Origin of the sequence: Salmonella sp. A7, assembly GCF_020181675.1 — a bacterium.
Classification (GTDB): Bacteria; Pseudomonadota; Gammaproteobacteria; order Enterobacterales; family Enterobacteriaceae; genus Salmonella; species Salmonella enterica.
This window is the reverse complement of record NZ_CP084001.1, coordinates 72587-90170: the sequence shown is the minus strand read 5'-3', so window position 1 is coordinate 90170 and position 17584 is coordinate 72587. Positions and strand designations below refer to the sequence as shown.

At 51.4% G+C, this 17584-nt stretch carries 17 protein-coding genes; 3 read left to right on the top strand and 14 right to left on the bottom strand.

Annotated features, from left to right (window positions below):
• Window positions 1–8 precede the first annotated feature (8 nt).
• A complete protein-coding gene (gene misL, locus LCS67_RS00425) occupies window positions 9–2876 on the top strand; it encodes an intestinal colonization autotransporter adhesin MisL (protein WP_080183735.1) in 2868 nt (955 codons plus the stop codon).
• A gap of 94 nt (window positions 2877–2970) precedes the next feature.
• Here misL and LCS67_RS00420 read toward each other — a convergent pair whose 3' ends face one another.
• Window positions 2971–3435, bottom strand: coding sequence for a hypothetical protein (locus tag LCS67_RS00420; protein WP_023213975.1), 465 nt, complete (start codon window positions 3433–3435; stop codon window positions 2971–2973).
• A 10-nt stretch (window positions 3436–3445) separates the two neighbouring features.
• Complete coding sequence (locus LCS67_RS00415; protein WP_001278063.1) at window positions 3446–4303, bottom strand: winged helix-turn-helix domain-containing protein; 858 nt, start codon at window positions 4301–4303, stop codon at window positions 3446–3448.
• Window positions 4304–5088: 785 nt separating this feature from the next.
• Here LCS67_RS00415 and LCS67_RS00410 point away from each other — a divergent pair.
• Entirely contained in the window at window positions 5089–5769 is a 681-nt protein-coding gene (locus tag LCS67_RS00410) for an isochorismatase family protein (RefSeq protein ID WP_000106461.1), read from the top strand.
• Window positions 5770–5931: 162 nt separating this feature from the next.
• Here the strand turns inward: LCS67_RS00410 and cigR are convergent, their stop codons facing one another.
• The 5 genes from cigR to LCS67_RS00390 all read right to left on the bottom strand — a co-directional run bounded on the left by cigR (window position 5932) and on the right by LCS67_RS00390 (window position 10368).
• Complete coding sequence (gene cigR / locus LCS67_RS00405) at window positions 5932–6411, bottom strand: anti-virulence regulatory inner membrane protein CigR (protein WP_001065322.1); 480 nt, start codon at window positions 6409–6411, stop codon at window positions 5932–5934.
• 101 nt (window positions 6412–6512) lie between these two features.
• Complete coding sequence (gene mgtU, locus LCS67_RS22730; protein WP_252515021.1) at window positions 6513–6599, bottom strand: magnesium transporter protection protein MgtU; 87 nt, start codon at window positions 6597–6599, stop codon at window positions 6513–6515.
• 12 nt (window positions 6600–6611) lie between these two features.
• Window positions 6612–6704, bottom strand: coding sequence for a protein MgtR (gene mgtR, locus LCS67_RS00400; protein ID WP_001082118.1), 93 nt, complete (start codon window positions 6702–6704; stop codon window positions 6612–6614).
• 21 nt (window positions 6705–6725) lie between these two features.
• Window positions 6726–9452 carry a magnesium-translocating P-type ATPase gene (gene mgtA / locus LCS67_RS00395; protein ID WP_080183794.1) on the bottom strand — a complete coding sequence of 909 codons (2727 nt, stop codon included), beginning with the start codon at window positions 9450–9452 and terminating at the stop codon, window positions 6726–6728.
• Window positions 9453–9672: 220 nt separating this feature from the next.
• Window positions 9673–10368 (bottom strand): MgtC family protein, encoded by a 696-nt coding sequence (locus LCS67_RS00390; RefSeq protein WP_000392699.1) that lies wholly within the window; start codon window positions 10366–10368, stop codon window positions 9673–9675.
• A 505-nt stretch (window positions 10369–10873) separates the two neighbouring features.
• On the opposite strand from LCS67_RS00390, the gene LCS67_RS00385 reads away from it, so the two are divergent.
• Entirely contained in the window at window positions 10874–11776 is a 903-nt protein-coding gene (locus LCS67_RS00385) for an EamA family transporter (protein WP_000535970.1), read from the top strand.
• Between the two features lie 42 nt (window positions 11777–11818).
• On the opposite strand, the gene LCS67_RS00380 is transcribed toward LCS67_RS00385, so the two are convergent.
• From LCS67_RS00380 to LCS67_RS00350, 7 genes are all read right to left on the bottom strand, one after another.
• Entirely contained in the window at window positions 11819–12748 is a 930-nt protein-coding gene (locus LCS67_RS00380; protein ID WP_000749536.1) for an Rpn family recombination-promoting nuclease/putative transposase, read from the bottom strand.
• Between the two features lie 235 nt (window positions 12749–12983).
• Window positions 12984–13727 (bottom strand): 2-dehydro-3-deoxy-phosphogluconate aldolase, encoded by a 744-nt coding sequence (gene dagF / locus LCS67_RS00375; RefSeq protein ID WP_001186149.1) that lies wholly within the window; start codon window positions 13725–13727, stop codon window positions 12984–12986.
• Window positions 13714–14823 carry a D-glucosaminate-6-phosphate ammonia lyase gene (gene dgaE / locus LCS67_RS00370; protein ID WP_031567125.1) on the bottom strand — a complete coding sequence of 370 codons (1110 nt, stop codon included), beginning with the start codon at window positions 14821–14823 and terminating at the stop codon, window positions 13714–13716. The genes dagF and dgaE overlap by 14 nt, the downstream gene beginning before the upstream one ends.
• 3 nt (window positions 14824–14826) lie before the next feature.
• The gene (locus LCS67_RS00365) at window positions 14827–15687 is read right to left on the bottom strand and encodes a PTS system mannose/fructose/sorbose family transporter subunit IID (protein ID WP_001614580.1); all 861 of its coding nucleotides are present in this window, start codon (window positions 15685–15687) and stop codon (window positions 14827–14829) included.
• Entirely contained in the window at window positions 15684–16433 is a 750-nt protein-coding gene (locus LCS67_RS00360) for a PTS mannose/fructose/sorbose/N-acetylgalactosamine transporter subunit IIC (protein WP_000380259.1), read from the bottom strand. The genes LCS67_RS00365 and LCS67_RS00360 overlap by 4 nt, the downstream gene beginning before the upstream one ends.
• 145 nt (window positions 16434–16578) lie before the next feature.
• Window positions 16579–17064: a PTS system mannose/fructose/N-acetylgalactosamine-transporter subunit IIB gene (locus LCS67_RS00355; RefSeq protein WP_001284295.1), complete on the bottom strand. Its 486-nt coding sequence runs from the start codon at window positions 17062–17064 to the stop codon at window positions 16579–16581.
• Window positions 17065–17074: 10 nt separating this feature from the next.
• Window positions 17075–17500 carry a PTS sugar transporter subunit IIA gene (locus tag LCS67_RS00350; RefSeq protein WP_000214106.1) on the bottom strand — a complete coding sequence of 142 codons (426 nt, stop codon included), beginning with the start codon at window positions 17498–17500 and terminating at the stop codon, window positions 17075–17077.
• Window positions 17501–17584 lie beyond the last annotated feature (84 nt).

Genomic DNA, 17584 nt, shown 5'->3' with positions numbered 1-17584 from the left:
GAGGCAGAATGCCAACTCCCCAAAATTACTCATTCATCGCCATAGCGGTATCAGCAGCATTAGCCTCTATGGTATTTCCCTCCCAGGCGGCCTGGGTTGACGTTGATAGTCTGCCATCCAGTGGGCTGGTCAGCCAGTTGCCGCCGGAATTACAGGCTATTATTCCCGCTCAGGCCAGTACCGGTTTCACCAAAGTCGGTACCATGCCCAACTACGTTTATCAGTGGAACACCGGCACCATCCCGGTTTATGGCAATGGCCTCACGCTTAATGGGCCGGGCGCGGAGGCGTTTGAACACACTGTCACGGTTATTCAAAACAGCGGGACGGGAAGTCCGGGCGTGATTTTTGGCAACGACCTGACCATTCGGACGCAGTCGGCGAATGCCGCGAATAATGGTAGAGACGTCGATGGCATCCGTACTCACGGCGCGAATACTCCGGATAACCCGGTATTTATTATTACCGGTGACCGTACCCGCATCTACGTGGATGGTCAGGATGGTGACGGTATTAACGCCGGATATAACTCACTGGGCCAGGGTTGGACCGGATCGGCCAATATTTACGTCGGCGACGATCTGTATATCAAAACAACAGGTAGCCAGGGACGTGGAATTACAGCTAACGCCATGCGGGATGCGTCACGTGCCAAAAATACGATTGTCGTCGGCAATCGTGCACATATTGTTACTACCGGCGACAGTTCGGAGGGGCTGCGTACCGGACAAAGTGGTTCGTTGATTCGTCTGGGTGACGATGCAACCATCGAAACCTCCGGCGCATCCTCAACGGGGATTTACGCAGCATCCTCCTCCAGAACCGAGCTTGGCAACAACGCTACTATTACGGTGAACGGTGCCAGCGCACACGCGGTATATGCAACTAACGCTACCGTTAATTTGGGAGATAATGCCACTATTAGCGTCAACAGCGCCAGTAAGGCTGCATCCTATAGTAAAGCCCCTGCCGGTTTATACGCCCTCTCCCGAGGCGCCATTAATCTGTCAGGCGGTGCGGCTGTTACTATGGCGGGCGATAACAGTAGCGAAAGTTACGCCATCAGCACGGAGACTGGCGGCATTGTTGACGGTTCTTCAGGAGGACGTTTCGTCATCGACGGTGATATTCGTGCTGCTGGCGCCACCGCTGCCAGCGGTACGCTACCGCAGCAGAACAGTACGATTAAGCTCAATATGACGGACAACTCGCGGTGGGACGGGGCATCATACATCACCAGCGCTACGGCGGGCACAGGCGTTATCTCTGTACAAATGAGCGATGCGACCTGGAATATGACCAGCAGCTCAACGCTCACTGACCTGACGCTGAATAGTGGCGCAACCATTAACTTCAGCCATGAAGATGGCGAGCCATGGCAAACGCTCACCATCAATGAAGATTATGTAGGCAACGGCGGTAAGCTGGTCTTTAATACTGTGCTCAACGATGATGATTCCGAAACGGACAGGCTGCAGGTTCTCGGCAATACTTCAGGCAACACATTTGTTGCAGTAAATAATATTGGAGGAGCCGGGGCGCAAACCATTGAAGGTATTGAAATTGTTAACGTTGCTGGCAATTCCAACGGTACTTTCGAAAAAGCAAGCCGTATTGTTGCCGGAGCCTATGACTACAACGTGGTGCAGAAAGGTAAAAACTGGTATCTGACCAGCTACATTGAGCCGGACGAACCGATTATTCCTGATCCAGTAGACCCTGTTATCCCTGACCCTGTCATTCCCGATCCGGTGGACCCTGATCCAGTAGACCCGGTCATCCCTGACCCTGTTATTCCCGATCCGGTGGACCCTGATCCTGTAGACCCTGAGCCAGTAGACCCGGTCATCCCTGATCCGACAATTCCTGACATAGGGCAATCTGACACACCGCCGATAACAGAACATCAGTTCCGTCCGGAAGTGGGCAGCTACCTTGCCAACAACTATGCGGCAAATACGCTGTTCATGACGCGTCTCCATGACCGTCTGGGTGAAACTCAGTACACCGACATGCTGACGGGCGAGAAGAAGGTCACCAGCCTGTGGATGCGTAACGTCGGCGCCCATACTCGCTTCAACGATGGCAGCGGGCAGCTAAAAACCCGCATCAACAGCTATGTGTTACAAGTGGGAGGCGATCTGGCACAGTGGAGCACTGACGGTCTTGACCGTTGGCATATTGGTGCAATGGCAGGTTATGCCAACAGCCAGAACCGCACGCAGTCGTCCGTGAGTGACTATCATTCCCGTGGTCAAGTCACCGGTTACAGCGTCGGCCTTTATGGCACCTGGTATGCTAACAATATTGATCGGTCTGGGGCTTATGTGGATACCTGGATGCTGTACAACTGGTTTGATAACAAGGTGATGGGTCAGGATCAGGCCGCTGAGAAATATAAATCCAAAGGAATTACCGCCTCGGTTGAAGCCGGTTACAGCTTCAGGTTAGGTGAAAGCGCGCATCAAAGCTACTGGTTGCAACCCAAAGCGCAGGTGGTATGGATGGGCGTGCAGGCTGACGACCATCGCGAAGCCAATGGTACCCTCGTCAAGGATGATACCGCCGGTAATCTGCTAACCCGCATGGGCGTAAAAGCCTATATTAACGGCCACAACGCTATTGATAACGATAAATCTCGAGAGTTCCAGCCATTCGTGGAAGCGAACTGGATCCATAATACGCAGCCTGCCAGCGTGAAGATGGACGATGTCAGCAGCGATATGCGTGGTACGAAAAATATTGGTGAACTGAAAGTGGGTATTGAAGGACAAATTACCCCGCGCCTGAACGTATGGGGTAACGTGGCGCAACAGGTAGGTGACCAGGGCTATAGTAATACCCAAGGCCTACTGGGGGTTAAATACAGTTTCTGATTCAGGTAACAACAGAGCCGCTGATCTTCAGCGGCTTTTACCCGGAAGCGCCTTCATTTGGCTGATACGTTCCATGAACGGCTCCCAAAACCGCTTAATGTGTACAGAAAAATATCGGGCGTTTCCCGATGGTGAACATAAAGCCACGATGGCCCTGAGTCAGGATGGTGTAACTGATACTTTTCCCTGGATAGACATAAAAATCGGGTAAAACCGTCTCGATAACCGCATCGGACAGTGTTTCGTCACGCGTGACTTTGTTGATATCCGTCGATATAAAATGGGTGCTGTCTTTATTTTCACTCCATACATAGGAAACATCACGGCGGATCACACCGCTCATTTTATTATCGACGTAATACGTTCCGCTGATGGAAACCACCCCAGTGCGTTTTTTCAGCGAATACATAAAGTCCAGCGTCAGGTTAGCCTGAGTGTTGTTATAAAACACAATCACAGGCGCCGTACATTTCTCAGGATCCCGGTTCTTTTCCGTATATAAATGAACAAGATGCCCAAGCCCTACTCCCAGAAACAGTAGCGTCAGGCAGGCTAACATCAGTGCCTTTTTACCCATGTGTCACCCCGCGGAAAAAAAGCGTCACGCAGCCTGTATCACCGCGCGTTTTATAAGGTTGCTGACAAATCAATGCCGTAACCGCTGGGGTGCGACTGCTGGAAGGGAAATAGACCCATGGGTATTTCTGACAATCCATACCGGTTTTTAGAATCATTGACTTATAGCTTGCAAAGCGGCTACCGCTTTCGATATCTTCATTCCGCGAGAAAAAATGACAGCCCTGAGTTGTTTCAACCAGCGTGTAGCGATCATAAAAATCCTTATCAGGAACGGTTTGCCAGCTGATAGTGCCAAGCAAAATACCGACAGCAAATGTCCCGGTCATCCAAAGTACAGGTACATAATGTTTAAACCAACGCCCTGACGTACGCGGCGGCGCCTCACCCTTTTTTTCTATTGTCTGAGCGAAGTCTTTGCGGATAGTCATGAGGCTCACACCAGGCTCAATCTGAAAGCCTCTACGCGGAACCGTGATTATCAGCGTATCTTCATTTTCGCCAACGGTACGTAATCCGCGGCGAATAATGGAGATATTCTGATAAAGCGTATTTGCCGACACCACCATGCCGTCTTCTTCCCACACTTTTTGAAAGAATGTTTGTTGTGAGACGACAGAGGGGGCGTTTTCCAGCAGAAGGCGCAAGCAACGGCTGGCGGGCGTTGTCAGAATAATGTTGAGATCTGGCCTCGATAATGACGCCAGGCGATTCATTTCTGGATTAAATTCAATATTATCGTTAATTATCCATAACATCGCATTGTTACCATGCCAAAACATAACGTAGTTGGAGAGGGTTAATAGACACCACTGAGTATAGTCTGATGCTGTGGCTGCGTAGCAGGACATGGATTGTCCCCTGCACATACCGATCATATAGAAGAGCGAGAGGCATAAGACATTAACAGGTAAGCGTAAACACCGCTTTTCTCATTATAGCAGACTCAGGGGTGAAAGTACGTTTGGTTTTCTTGTTCGTTAAGTCACCTGTTTTGTATTGAGGTGAGAATATCACCTTTAATCAGGTGGCCAAATTTACTGTGCCGCTACGCTTTAATATCTCATATATAAATCATGAGAAAATATATCCTGACAATCTATATCATATGAAAGACAGGGTTTTATTTAAAGTGTTCTCTATAATGGCTTGTAATATCCAAAAAAGCAGCACTCGTTATGTAGGGATAGTTTTCAATTTATTAAGAGTTACAGTAGCCATACTTAATAGCAGCACGCTTCCCACTTAATATTTAAGCTACGCTTTATATTATTTAAATATAAATAAGTTAATCCTTAAATTGAACTATTTCAAATTTATACTAAATAAGTTTAAAACTATCTATCAGAAACAATTTGTAGGGACATAGTTTGTTTTTTCAATCAATAATTCTCTCTGACATGTAAAATAGAAACATTTATTCATAATATGAATATTGTTGTGATAACAAATTCGCGTGAAAGTAAATCGACTGAAGGTGATGCCGATGAATATTCCTTCAGAAAGAACTCAACAGGGTAATCCAAAATCGGCAACGGATTACTGTCATCAGCTTAAAAACGGAAATCGCCCCGGCGATTAATGACTTTAACACTGATAGTGATTATCAGTGAAAGGCAACAACAAGGAATGAATTATGTCTACACCCGCGAATTTTAACGGTCAACGCCCTGCCATTGATGCTAACGACGCAGTAATGCTGCTGATTGACCACCAAAGTGGCCTGTTTCAGACCGTCGGCGACATGCCGATGCCGGAATTACGCGCGCGCGCCGCGGCGCTGGCTAAGATCGCTACCTTATGCAATATGCCGGTCATTACTACCGCATCCGTACCACAGGGACCGAATGGTCCGCTGATTCCGGAAATCCATGCGAATGCGCCACACGCGCAATATGTCGCGCGTAAAGGGGAAATTAATGCCTGGGATAATGCCGATTTTGTACAAGCGGTAAAAGCGACAGGCCGTAAAACGCTGATCATCGCCGGTACTATTACCAGTGTCTGCATGGCTTTTCCAGCCATCAGCGCCGTCGCGGAAGGTTACAAGGTATTTGCGGTAATTGATGCCTCCGGTACGTACAGTAAAATGGCGCAGGAAATTACGATGGCCCGCGTGGTGCAGGCGGGCGTAGTACCAATGGACACCGCGGCGGTAGCCTCTGAGCTGCAACGTACCTGGAATAGGGAAGATGCCGCAGAATGGGCGGATGTATATACCAAAATATTCCCGGCCTATCAGCTACTGATTGAAAGTTATACCAAAGCGCAGGAAGTAGTAAAAAATAATGAACTGCTGGATTCTCAGCGCGCATAAATAACGCCCTGAAGCGGCTAAATAGCCCCATTTAATGGGGCTATTTTACTTGCCATTTTGGTCCTGGGCAGAAAATCCTCACGTACTACGTGTACGCTCCGGTTTTTGCGCGCTGTCCGTGTCCAAACTGGCTGCGCCAATAACGCCTGGTGGGATAGGCTCTTAATCAAATACGCCATTAATAATCGCCGTGACCACCGCGGTACTGAGCGCGATCAGCACCAGATTATCCCCAATGATTTTCCACTCATAGCCCGGATAATAAGGTAATTGTCCCAGCATAGACGCCGGCACCGTTTTTTTAGCGATTCCCGGCGGCAGCGGTTTTCCTCTCGCCAGATTTTTCGCAATCCCCGGAGGTAAAGACTGATAACCCGTCAGCCCTAAATTCACTGCCAGTTGCCTGGCGACAGCATAGCTAATGTCCGACTCGACGTGATCCGGTTTACCGCCATTTTTACGGTGTTCCGTTTTTTGCCCGGCATTTCCTTTATGTCCGTTACCGTTATTACCCTGATTAGCCGCGTTATTACCATGTCCGCCGCCATTGCCATTTCCCGGATTCGCCAGCACAGGCGTAGCGCTCAGGGAAAACGTAATCAACGTCGCCAGGACGGCGGTTAAACCACGACGATTATTCATGATATTGCCCTTCTGATGTGGGATACCATGAAAATAGCGCCCCGCCATAAAAAGAACAACTACATCGATTCTTATTTTAAGCGGGGCTCGCCAACAGCAGCTTATCGTATCCAGATAGTCAGTAAAATCAGGATGATTGCTATCAGGACAACCTGATAAAAAATTTTGTCCAACCCTCTTTTTTGCATGGCGTCACCTCGTTATAAAACGATTTGCCAGAGGGCTAAACACAACACCAACAGGCTAATCAGTAAAAATATCAGCGCGATGATTTTATCGGGTGAGCGATTCATCTGGGCGATCCTCAAACATCATTAAAACCACTGGCCAAAGCGTTTGATATAAAAGCGCTTCATGCCTTGCGCCACCAGACAGTAGCTCAATAATGTCGCCACCAACCACGGGAAGTAGCTCAGCGGCAGCGGCTCCAGTCCAACCATCGCACCCAAAGGTGAGAATGGAATATAAATGCCTATCGCCATAATCAAGCCGGTCGTCAATAATACCGGCAACGTCGCCCGACTTTGGATAAACGGTATTTTCTGCGTCCTTAGCATATGCACGACCAGTGTCTGCGAGAGCAGACCCTCAATAAACCAGCCGGACTGAAAGAGCGCCTGCGCCTCTACGTTATTAGCCGCAAAGACGTACCACATCAACGCAAAGGTTGTGATATCGAAAATAGAAGACGTTGGGCCAATCCATAGCATAAAACGACCAATATTTTTCGCGTCCCATTTCCGCGGCTTACGCAGGAACTCTTTATCCATTTTGTCCCACGGCAACGACAACTGCGAAATATCGTACATCAAATTCTGGATCAACAGATGAATCGCCAGCATCGGCAGAAACGGAATAAACGCGCTGGCTACCAGTACCGAAAAAACATTGCCGAAATTAGAGCTGGCGGTCATATTCAGGTATTTAATGATATTGCCAAAGGTTTCCCGCCCTTTGATGACGCCTTCCTCAAGCACCATGAGATCTTTTTCCAGCAGAATAATATCTGATGACTCTTTAGCAATATCGGCGGCGCTATCGACGGAAATCCCCACATCCGCATCACGAAGCGCGGGCGCGTCGTTGATCCCATCCCCAAGAAAACCAACGGTATGACCATTTTTCTGTAGCGCTTGCAAAATACGCGTTTTTTGTAACGGCGTCAGCCGGGCGAATACTGCGCGTTTCTCCACTTCAGACGCCAGTTCGGCATCTGACATCGCCTCAACCTGGGTTCCGGTCAGGATATCGTGCGTATCAATACCCACTTCCAGACAGATACGCGCCGTCACGACCGGATTATCGCCGGTGAGGACTTTGACCGCCACGCCGTTATCCCGCAACGCGGCAATCGCTTTTCCGGCGCTCTCTTTCGGCGGATCGAGAAAAGTGAGCATCCCTTCGATGGTAAGTTCGGTCTCATCCTCCACACTTAATGTCGGATTGTTCCCGGAACCATCCAGCTTACGTGTCGCTATCAGCAATACACGGAATCCCTGCGCATTGTAATCTTCGGTTTTCGCCAGCAGCAGCTCGCGGCGTGTTTCCGTCAGCGCCACCACACGATCGCCTTCGCGAAGATGGGTGGCTACCATCATCATCTCTTCAACAGCGCCTTTGCAGATCAGGCATCTGTCTCCATGCTGCGTATCCTTCACCAGGACCGATACCCGGCGACGTACAAAGTCGAATGGCAGTTCATCGCGTTTAATGAAGCGCGCTTTTGTCGATGGCGCGATGCGGCCCTCGCCAAAACGCAGTATGGCGCGATCCATCACATTCCGGGCACCGCTCTGGCTGCTACTATTCAGCCAGGCCAGCATCAATACCCGGCTGCTTTTTACACCGCTCACATCCAGATGATGCTCCAGAAAAATATTGTCCTGGGTTAAGGTGCCGGTTTTATCTGTACACAGCACATCCATCGCGCCGAAGTTTTGAATAGCGTTCAGGCGCTTGACGATCACTTTGCGCCGCGACATCGCAATCGCGCCTTTTGCCAGGTTGGAACTGACAATCATGGGCAACATTTCCGGCGTCAACCCCACCGCAACCGCCAGCGCGAACAGCGAAGCCTCTACCCAGTCTCCCTTACTGAAACCATTGATCAGCAGGACAACCGGCACCATGATCAGCATAAAGCGTATCAACAGCCAGCTCACGCTGTTGACTCCGCGATCGAAAGCCGTCTGGGTACGCGTACCCACAATGGATTTCGCCAGCGAGCCGAACCAGGTACGGCTTCCCGTCGCAACCACGACCGCTTGCGCTCTGCCGCTGGTTACATTGGTTCCCATCAGACAGATATTGCCCAAATCTAACAGGCTCTTATCTTTGTCAGGCAATTGCTCGCTGTCTTTACCTGCCACATCAGCCATAACATCGTATTTTTCTACGGGTAATGATTCACCACTAAGAATTGACTGGCTGATAAAGAGATCGCGCGACGCCAGCAGTCGAACGTCGGCGGGCACCAGATCGCCTGCGGCCAGAAAAACCACATCGCCCGGCACCAGTTCTTCAATGGGAATCTCTTCCTGCACCGCGCCTATATTGCCCGGCCCACGACGCAACACCGTGGCGGTGGTGCGCACCATCTTTTTCAGCGCCTGGGCTGCTTTGTTAGTGCGAAACTCCTGCCAGAAACGCAATAACCCGCTCAAACTGACCATCGTCAGAATAATCAGCACGCCGGTGAGATCGGTCTCTTCGCCACGGCGTAACGGGAGCCAGTAATCCGTGATGAAACTAACCCCTGCCAATGCCATCAGAACGTAAATAAACGGGTTATTGAATGCCTGCAGAAGTTGAATCAGCGCCGGAGGAACTTGCTCATGCGCCACTTCATTGCGCCCATACACTTTCAACCGTTCGCTGGCCTCTTCTATCGTGAGGCCCTGACGATGGCTGTTCAGCCGCGCCAGTGTCTCCTCCGGGCTATGAAAAGCTTCCGCTTCGATCGGAAATACTTTTTTATGCTGCTTATCATTTTCTGACGCCGGGCGATTGAGTTTCCGGTTTTCAATGTTCATGTCAGTCATGATGAATCCCCAAAATTAAGGTGTAGTGTTTCCTGCATATCACGCCCAGGGAATAGTAAACTCACGATTTGAAGGTGAATGCCCCGGGAGAATTATCTATGCATAAAAAAGAGTTATTACTTACTCACTATTTTGAGTGGGTTTTATTTTATCGACTCGGGAATAGCCATCATTCCCCCCTTATACGCCTGGCGTAATGTTGTAATTGAATAAAAAACTATTATTGACTATCAATGCTCCAGTGAATTGCGGTGATATTATCGTTATCACCTATTCTGGATATAATCAGTTCTCGCGTTTTACGATAATCAGCATGACCCACGAGCTCGGCACGGATTTCTTTATAGCCCTGTTCCTGAGCGGGGACCGAACCTAACCCTTGTAAACAGATCGCGGCCTCTTTTACGATATTCAGTAACCACTGACGAACCGCGCTCTCATCTTCTTTATTACAGGTTACTTTCAGGATATAACGTTTTTCTCCCTCGGCGGATACCGGGAGTTGATTTATACGCTGCGCCGCTTCACGCAGTAAAATATTGGCACAAAGAATAATGATCGTCGCCGCCAGCGCATTTTTGAACTGCCCTAAGCCGCATAACACGCCGATGCCCGCCGAACACCATAGCGTTGCCGCAGTGTTCAGTCCGCGCACATTCATCCCTTCGCGCATGATGACGCCCGCCCCCAGAAAGCCAATACCAGAGACAATCTGCGCCGCAATTCTCCCGGGGCTGTCTGGCGATGTCGTCATGGAGCTCAGAATAAAAACGGCGGCGCCTGTCGCCACCAGCGCATTAGTGCGTAATCCCGCCATACGTTGACGCCATTGTCTTTCCGCGCCAATCAGCGCGCCCAACAGCATAGCGGCCAGTAAATTCAAAATATAAGGAAACATTAACATACGTTCCTCCATTTTTTCTGGAAGAATAAGTACGTGCTATATTTAGCACACGACAAATTTCTGCCCTGAGGCAATTAGCGTCGTGTTGACGGCGGAGGAAATAAAGCGTGTTTAAACATGAACATGACGATTACCTCGCGACAATGCGCGTGTTGTAACATTATTGGGATGACAATCGTCACAAGGGGAGATTGCTGCCCACCGGTTCGGCAAGCAGCGCAGGAATAGCGTGCGTTAACTTGCCAGATGATTTACGTAAAAGTGACTGTCCAACATATTACTCCTGCATGAATTTGCGCTTATTATAGTCAGTCAATATGTTCTGTAAAGTGCAAAGGCGGGGATAGTGACGATTTGTTTAAGTTTGTTTGATATTTTCTATGACAAAAAAATGACAATATTATGTCAATAACAGGCTCGTCTGAAATCATTAAACAATAAATTCCTGCTTAATGCCGGCGATAGCTCTGTTATGATGCCTGCACGTAAAAAAATAAAACAACATGACGAGGAAAAAATGGGTTCCACCAGAAAAGGGATGCTAAACGTCCTGATTGCCGCCGTATTGTGGGGGAGTTCAGGCGTTTGCGCGCAGTACATCATGGAGCAAAGCCGTATGTCGTCACAGTTCCTGACGATGATACGTTTGTTATTCGCCGGGCTGATACTGGTGACCTTCTCCTTTATGCACGGCGATAAGATATTTTCGATTCTTAAAAACCGCAAAGATGCACTGAGTCTGCTGATTTTCTCCGTGGTGGGTGCGCTCACCGTTCAGCTAACCTTCCTGCTCACGATTGAAAAATCCAATGCTGCCACCGCGACAGTGCTGCAATTTTTATCGCCGACCATTATTGTAGCGTGGTTTGCATTAGCGCGAAGAACACGACCAGGCATTCTGGTCTTAACCGCCATTCTTACATCGCTTATCGGCACCTTTTTACTGGTGACTCACGGCAATCCAACATCGCTGTCGATCTCTTCAGGCGCGCTGTTCTGGGGTATCGCCTCCGCATTTGCCGCCGCCTTTTATACGACCTGGCCTTCCAGGCTAATCGCCCAATACGGCACACTGCCAGTGGTCGGCTGGAGTATGTCCTTTGGCGGCCTTATTCTGCTGCCCTTCTACGCTAAAGAAGGAACGCACTTTGCGGTGAGCGGCAGTCTGATTCTGGCCTTTTTCTACCTTGTAGTGATCGGTACGTCGCTGACGTTCAGCCTGTATTTGAAAGGCGCGCAACTGATTGGTGGCCCCAAAGCCAGCATTTTAAGCTGCGCGGAACCGTTAAGCAGCGCCCTGCTGTCGCTACTGCTGTTGGGGATTAGTTTTACCTTGCCGGACTGGCTGGGCACGCTGCTCATTCTCTCGTCAGTGATTCTAATCTCCCTCGATTCCCGTCGACGCGCGCGGGCCGCTTAACGCCGTTGATAATCACGATGACCGGGCGGAAGAGGGAAAAGTTTAATGGCGCTTTGCCTTAATCTCTTCGTCAGAAAGCCCGGTAATCATCAGCACCATCTCTCGCTCGATCCCCTGTTCCAGCATCGTATGCGCAATACGCAAGGCCTCCTCCTGCTTACCTTGATGTATACCTTGTTGCACGCCTTCACGCTTACCTTTTCTGCGCCCCGATTCACGTATTCTGTCTACGATCGTCATTAATCTCTCCTTGTGTTGGGGAACACGACGCGCCACCTCGCGGATAAACTTGCCAAAACGAGGCGTGCTGCCATGCTGTATTAGCAAATAATTAAACAGCGCTTTTAGCTGACTGTCATTAGCGTTTCCCGTAATCAGAAGTACCGCTAAGCGCTCGACCAATCCCATCAGGTCGCGCTGACGTATATGCTTTTGTACCAGCTCCAACATCGCGATACGTCGATGCTGCATAATCTCGTTATCCGGCACCACCGTAATGTCTACCAGTGGAAATGCCGTCGCATAAAGCTGACGCGCCAGTGCAGGATCGTCAAACTCATCCAGCCAGCACAGCGAAAAGGGATACGGGCTTTTCGCGCCATGGTAAAACAGCATGGGAATCACCAGCGGTAACGTTTTATGGCCAGCATCCAGATGGCGCTGCATCGCGGCAGTCGCGTAACGCATTAACCGGAACGCCATATGCGCGTCCGGCGTACTCTGATGCTCTATAACGACATAGATATAACCGTCGCCTTCACACGTTTTTAGCGACCAAAGGACATCGGAATAAAACGCGCGTAAATTTTTCTCGATAAAACTGTCTGGCGCCAGTTTCAACGTCGTCAGATCGCAACGTATTCTTAGCGAATGGGGAAGATGAATATTGAGAAAATCCCGCGCGGTATCCGGATGGCGTAAAAACGTTTTGAATACCGCATCATGGGGCGTGGACGTGGGGCTTTTTTTCATGGCGATCCGTCACCTGAGGAATAAGATGACGCCACTGTACTCGCCAAAAATACAGACAGCATTCAGGAAAATTTAACCCTGCGAGGAGGCCCGAAAGGGAATCACTGACGGCTGCAATACGTACATTTTTGCCCGGCCTGCTACGCATTATCGCCCGGTAGCGTAACGCTAACCGGGCCTACAAATACACGTCATCTGTAGGCCAGGTAAACGCAGCGCTCTTCGGCGATAAACCTCACACCAGCGCTTTGACTATCTCCATCAACCGAATGATGTCTTCGGGGCGCGTATTGCCGGTTTGCGGATCGATAATCGAGCTGTAAACATGCGGCATGACGCGCGGCACGCCTGCCTCCAGGCAGGTTTGCAGGATAATACCGAAATTATCCAGTGAGATACCGCCGGTCGGCTCGATGAGCGTCATGCCTTGGCGGGCGGCGGTTGTCGCCAGCGCATAGAGTTCCGGTAACGACTTCTCGCCGCCCATCGGGAAAAACTTCGCCGCATGTGCGCCCATATCCTGCATCATGCGTACCGCCGCTTCACAGGAAACGCGGGCTGGCGTTCCCTGGCTGCTGCTGACGCCGGTAGAAATCACCACCTCGCCAGGCGTTCCCGTCGGGCTGACCAGGGCGTTAATATGTGTTTGCTCGCCGCCTGTCGCCGCCAGTGCGCCCGCTGCGAAGCCGCTGCCGGTAAAGGTCTGGTTGACATGGGCCGGGTGAGTATGGGCGGCAATCATCGCCGCTTTGTAGTACTGCGCCGGGTCGCCTGCGCCCAGACCCACTGAGATAGACGGCACCTCCGCCATCCAGCGTTTCACCTCCGGCACGCCCTCTTCTACCGTAGCGAACTGCGCGGAAAGTACGCCAATGACCGCATGGCCTTCGGCGGCTTCATAGATAGCCTTCGCGTTGGCGATATCTTTCGCCAGTACGTTAATCGCCACCCGCTGACGATAAAAATTAATCTGCTGCATGTTCTGCAATCTCCCTGAGTCGCGCCACAATCAATGCCATTTCCCCTTCGGCTACCGTGCGTGGATCGAGGCTAAAAACCCCCTGATGAAGCTGATATTTGCGGGCGTAAATCGCTATCTCACCGCCGCGCAACTGCGCTTCGACGTCCTGCGCATTCAGTCCCAATTCAGATGCGTTCACCCGCACACGAATACGCCAGATTGCACGCCCGGCCTCATCCTGTTCGATATCGGCATAAAGCCCGCGAATGGCGGAAATCGCTTCCGCGACCGGCTGTAACTGTGCTGCGGTCACGGTCGTCTGGCCCTGGTGGTAATTCTCCAGCGCATACACCAGCCCAACCATGTTTTCCTTGCCGATTTTCATTGCCCTGGCAATCCCCTGGTGCTGCGCTTTGCAGGCGGCAATCCACGTTTTCCTACCAGTGATAAAGCCAGAGGTTGGCGCATTAAAGGCTTTCGCGCCGCTATAGATAACCATATCCGCGCCGCTCGCCACCCAGCCGCGCAAATCCTCTTCCGCCGCGGCATCGACAATCAACGGCAGGTGGTTGGCCTGCGCCACCTGTACAAAATCGTCAATGCTCAACATGCCTTTCTGTACGCAATGGTGTGATTTCACATACAGTAGCGCGGCGGTCTTTTCGTTAATGGCGCTTTCCAGTTGCCAGCGGGCCGCCAGATTGCTCGACCCCACTTCCACTATGCGCCCGCCGCCAAGACGAATGGCGCTGGTGACTGGCGCGCCGTAGTCCACATTATGCCCGCGCAGCATCACCACCTCATTGGCCATACCGCTACTGTCCGGCATCAGGGCGACGCGCGCCCGATCGCCGTGGGTGATAGCGGCAGCGACGGCAATGGCAATACCCGCCGAGGCGCACGAGGTGATATAGCTATCTTCAGCACCCGTATAGCGCGATACCAGTTCGCCGGTTTTTTCCACCAGCGCGTCAATCTCGACGAAAGCGGAAGCCGCGCGCGCGGTGGCCTGCATGACCTCCGGCGCGACGCTTGAGACGCCCAGAATGGTCATTTTGCCGCAGGCGTTAATGACCTTTTTCAACCCCAGTTGTTGATAGATATTCGGCGTCATGATTTACAGCACTCCCAACAACGAACAGACTATGCTCAGTGCGACAATCGACAGTAAAATGGTGGTGTAGCGCGGCCCTTTTTTTACCAGATAGAAGTAGATGGCGAATACCGCCGCCAGTGGCAGTAAGCCCGGCGCGATAGAGTCGAGGATCTGCTGAACCACCACTTCAGATCCTTTCAAAGCGCTAATTTTTAACGGCGTGGTGATTTTGACGTAGCTGGCGGAAAGCGCGCCCATCATGATCAAACCCAGCACGTTGGCCCCGTAGATCAGTTCTTTGATTCGCCCCCCTTGCAGCAGGCCGATAATCGAATCACGCCCCAGCGTATACCCCTTGTGGACCATGCCGTAGCTGATCGCCAGGGTGATCGCCGGGTAGAGAATCAGCGGGATAATACCGCCCATCGCGCTGCCATTTGCCGCGAACGGAATAAAGATCGCTATCAGCACCGGCATCACCGCCGCCCAGATAATCGAGTCGCCCATCCCGGCAAGCGGCCCCATCAGGCCAGTTTTAATGCCGGTGATAGACGAGTCGTTAATCGGCTCGCCGCGCGTTTTTTGTTCTTCCATGGCAATAGAGATGCCCTGAATCACCGCGCCGAAAGTCTGCTCGGAGTTAAAGAAGTTAAGGTGGCGTTTTAGCGCTTCTACCTGCTCCTCTTTTTGCGGGTAGAGTTTTTTGATGATCGGCGTCATCGAGGCGCAGAAAATCAGGCTTTGTAAGCGCTCATAGGAGCTGGAAACCTCGGCGCCCAGCCAGTAGATAAACCAGGCTTTGGTGATATCTGCTTTGGTCAGCGCCCCGCTTTCCCGCGCGCGCTCAACCAGTTCATGCTGCATTACGTCACTGCTCATCATGCTGCTCCTTCATTTTTCGCCAGGCCTTTAATCAGGAAGGCGACACAGGTGCCGAAGATGGCCATCGCCATGATGTCGACCTTGAGGTACAACACCGCGAAGAACCCGCCGATAAACCACGGCAACAGGCTCTTTTTACCGATCACCATAATGGTGATGGCAAAGCCCAGCGCCGGCAGAATGCCGCCCATGATTTCAAAGGAGTGGGTTAACCAGTGCGGCATCAGTTTAAGGAAACTTTCCACCACATCCTGGCCAAAGTAGTTAGCGGCAAAGACCACCGGGAAGCGCAGTACCAACCCCAGCAATGCCGGGTAAAGAAAGGCGCAACGCATGATGCCCGCCATGTTTGCCGTTTCCGCGTGTTTATCCGCCATATGCACCCAGGCGGCGTTCAGCGTGCGCCTAAGCTGATCGAGAAACACGCCAATCACGCCAAACGGGATTGCCAGCGCGATCGCCAGGTTTGGGTCCATACCGGCCTTCACCGCGATAGGAATGGAGATACAGGCCGCCAGCGCCGGGTCCGACGGCACGTTGCCGCCCGGCGTTGAGGTCACGCCCAAATAAACGAGCTGCATCCCTGCGCCGATAATCATCGCGGTCTGCATATTGCCAAGCAAAAGCCCGACAAATACCGCGATCACCACCGGTTGTAACAGCATCGCGGAGAAGGTGTAGCCGAGGCGTAAACGGGCAAACCAGTAATACAACCCCATCAGGCTTGCAAAAAGTAAGGTATCCATAGTGTTATCCTATACACTTCATCCTTCAGGCTGCCTCTTTGTTGGCTGCCTTCGCTCACCCCAGTCACTTACTTTAGTAAGCTCCAGGGGATTCACTCAGTTGCCGCCTCGATGCATCCAGAATGATTTTGTGTCTATTAAAGGGTTAGAATTTTTTCAGGATATCGTCGAGCGGCTGCGGCTTATCTTCCGGGATGGTCTGGAAAAATACCTGAACGCCACGGTTTTTCAGGTCGTTAAGAATGCCGACGTCTTTTTCATCCAGCGTAATATTCTGAAAAACCGCCTTGCGGTTTGGCCCGCCGCCGAGACCGCCAACCTGAATGCGGGTAACGTCAAAGCCCAGTTGTATGGCGTCCTGCACCGCCGCCAGTGAGGGAAAAAGCACCAGCACGTTACCGTCGCCAAGCTGATTTTCTTTCCATGCGGCGGCAAAACTCTGGTTGCCGAAGCAATCCACTTTGATATTTGGCGGCGCGGCCATCAGGTAGATATTTTTCATAAACGGATCGGCATCCAGTTCATCACTCACAACGGCTATCCGGTTCGCCTGAGATTGTCCGACCCACTTCGTGACAACCTGCCCATGAATGAGACGGCTGTCGATGCGGCATAAAACGATATTGGCCATGATGTTTTCCTTAGAGTGATTGTTGTAGCTGACGTACATGGGCGACCACATCCAGGCAGCTACTGCGCCCGGCCTCAACTAACTCATCCACGCAGGCGGTTAGCATCCCTTGTTCGCGCCTGTCCAGCGCCTCCAGCAGTAGCGACGCATTCAGTCCGGCAATCACCGCCACCGGATAATCGGCGCTTAGCCGCGCCGCGACGTTGGACGTCGTGCCGCCGACAAAATCCGTCAGGATCAGCGAGCCTTCCGGCAGCGTTTTCACCACGGCCTCGACGCGTTGATAAAACTCGCCCAGCGTATCGACAGGCATTAGCGCGATTTCCGTCACGCCTTTAATTTCGCCCGTGACCATACGCAGGCTGTTGCAAAGCGGTTGTCCCCAGCCGCCATGCGTCAGCAGCAGGATGTGGGGCAACGGTTGTGTGGTAGTCAAAATGGCCTCCTGGCGCAATTACATGAGGACACCGGCATATATTGCCCGGTGGCACTGCGCTTACCGGGCCTACAGGACACTCCC

What these genes read in the sequence shown, in the direction of transcription:
- misL (WP_080183735.1), top strand. Translation starts at nt 9, where the DNA reads ATGCCAACTCCCCAAAATTACTCATTCATCGCCATAGCGGTATCAGCA.
- LCS67_RS00420 (WP_023213975.1), bottom strand. Translation starts at nt 3,435, where the DNA reads ATGTTAGCCTGCCTGACGCTACTGTTTCTGGGAGTAGGGCTTGGGCAT.
- LCS67_RS00415 (WP_001278063.1), bottom strand. Translation starts at nt 4,303, where the DNA reads ATGTCCTGCTACGCAGCCACAGCATCAGACTATACTCAGTGGTGTCTA.
- LCS67_RS00410 (WP_000106461.1), top strand. Translation starts at nt 5,089, where the DNA reads ATGTCTACACCCGCGAATTTTAACGGTCAACGCCCTGCCATTGATGCT.
- cigR (WP_001065322.1), bottom strand. Translation starts at nt 6,411, where the DNA reads ATGAATAATCGTCGTGGTTTAACCGCCGTCCTGGCGACGTTGATTACG.
- mgtU (WP_252515021.1), bottom strand. Translation starts at nt 6,599, where the DNA reads ATGCAAAAAAGAGGGTTGGACAAAATTTTTTATCAGGTTGTCCTGATA.
- mgtR (WP_001082118.1), bottom strand. Translation starts at nt 6,704, where the DNA reads ATGAATCGCTCACCCGATAAAATCATCGCGCTGATATTTTTACTGATT.
- mgtA (WP_080183794.1), bottom strand. Translation starts at nt 9,452, where the DNA reads ATGACTGACATGAACATTGAAAACCGGAAACTCAATCGCCCGGCGTCA.
- LCS67_RS00390 (WP_000392699.1), bottom strand. Translation starts at nt 10,368, where the DNA reads ATGGAGGAACGTATGTTAATGTTTCCTTATATTTTGAATTTACTGGCC.
- LCS67_RS00385 (WP_000535970.1), top strand. Translation starts at nt 10,874, where the DNA reads ATGGGTTCCACCAGAAAAGGGATGCTAAACGTCCTGATTGCCGCCGTA.
- LCS67_RS00380 (WP_000749536.1), bottom strand. Translation starts at nt 12,748, where the DNA reads ATGAAAAAAAGCCCCACGTCCACGCCCCATGATGCGGTATTCAAAACG.
- dagF (WP_001186149.1), bottom strand. Translation starts at nt 13,727, where the DNA reads ATGCAGCAGATTAATTTTTATCGTCAGCGGGTGGCGATTAACGTACTG.
- dgaE (WP_031567125.1), bottom strand. Translation starts at nt 14,823, where the DNA reads ATGACGCCGAATATCTATCAACAACTGGGGTTGAAAAAGGTCATTAAC.
- LCS67_RS00365 (WP_001614580.1), bottom strand. Translation starts at nt 15,687, where the DNA reads ATGATGAGCAGTGACGTAATGCAGCATGAACTGGTTGAGCGCGCGCGG.
- LCS67_RS00360 (WP_000380259.1), bottom strand. Translation starts at nt 16,433, where the DNA reads ATGGATACCTTACTTTTTGCAAGCCTGATGGGGTTGTATTACTGGTTT.
- LCS67_RS00355 (WP_001284295.1), bottom strand. Translation starts at nt 17,064, where the DNA reads ATGGCCAATATCGTTTTATGCCGCATCGACAGCCGTCTCATTCATGGG.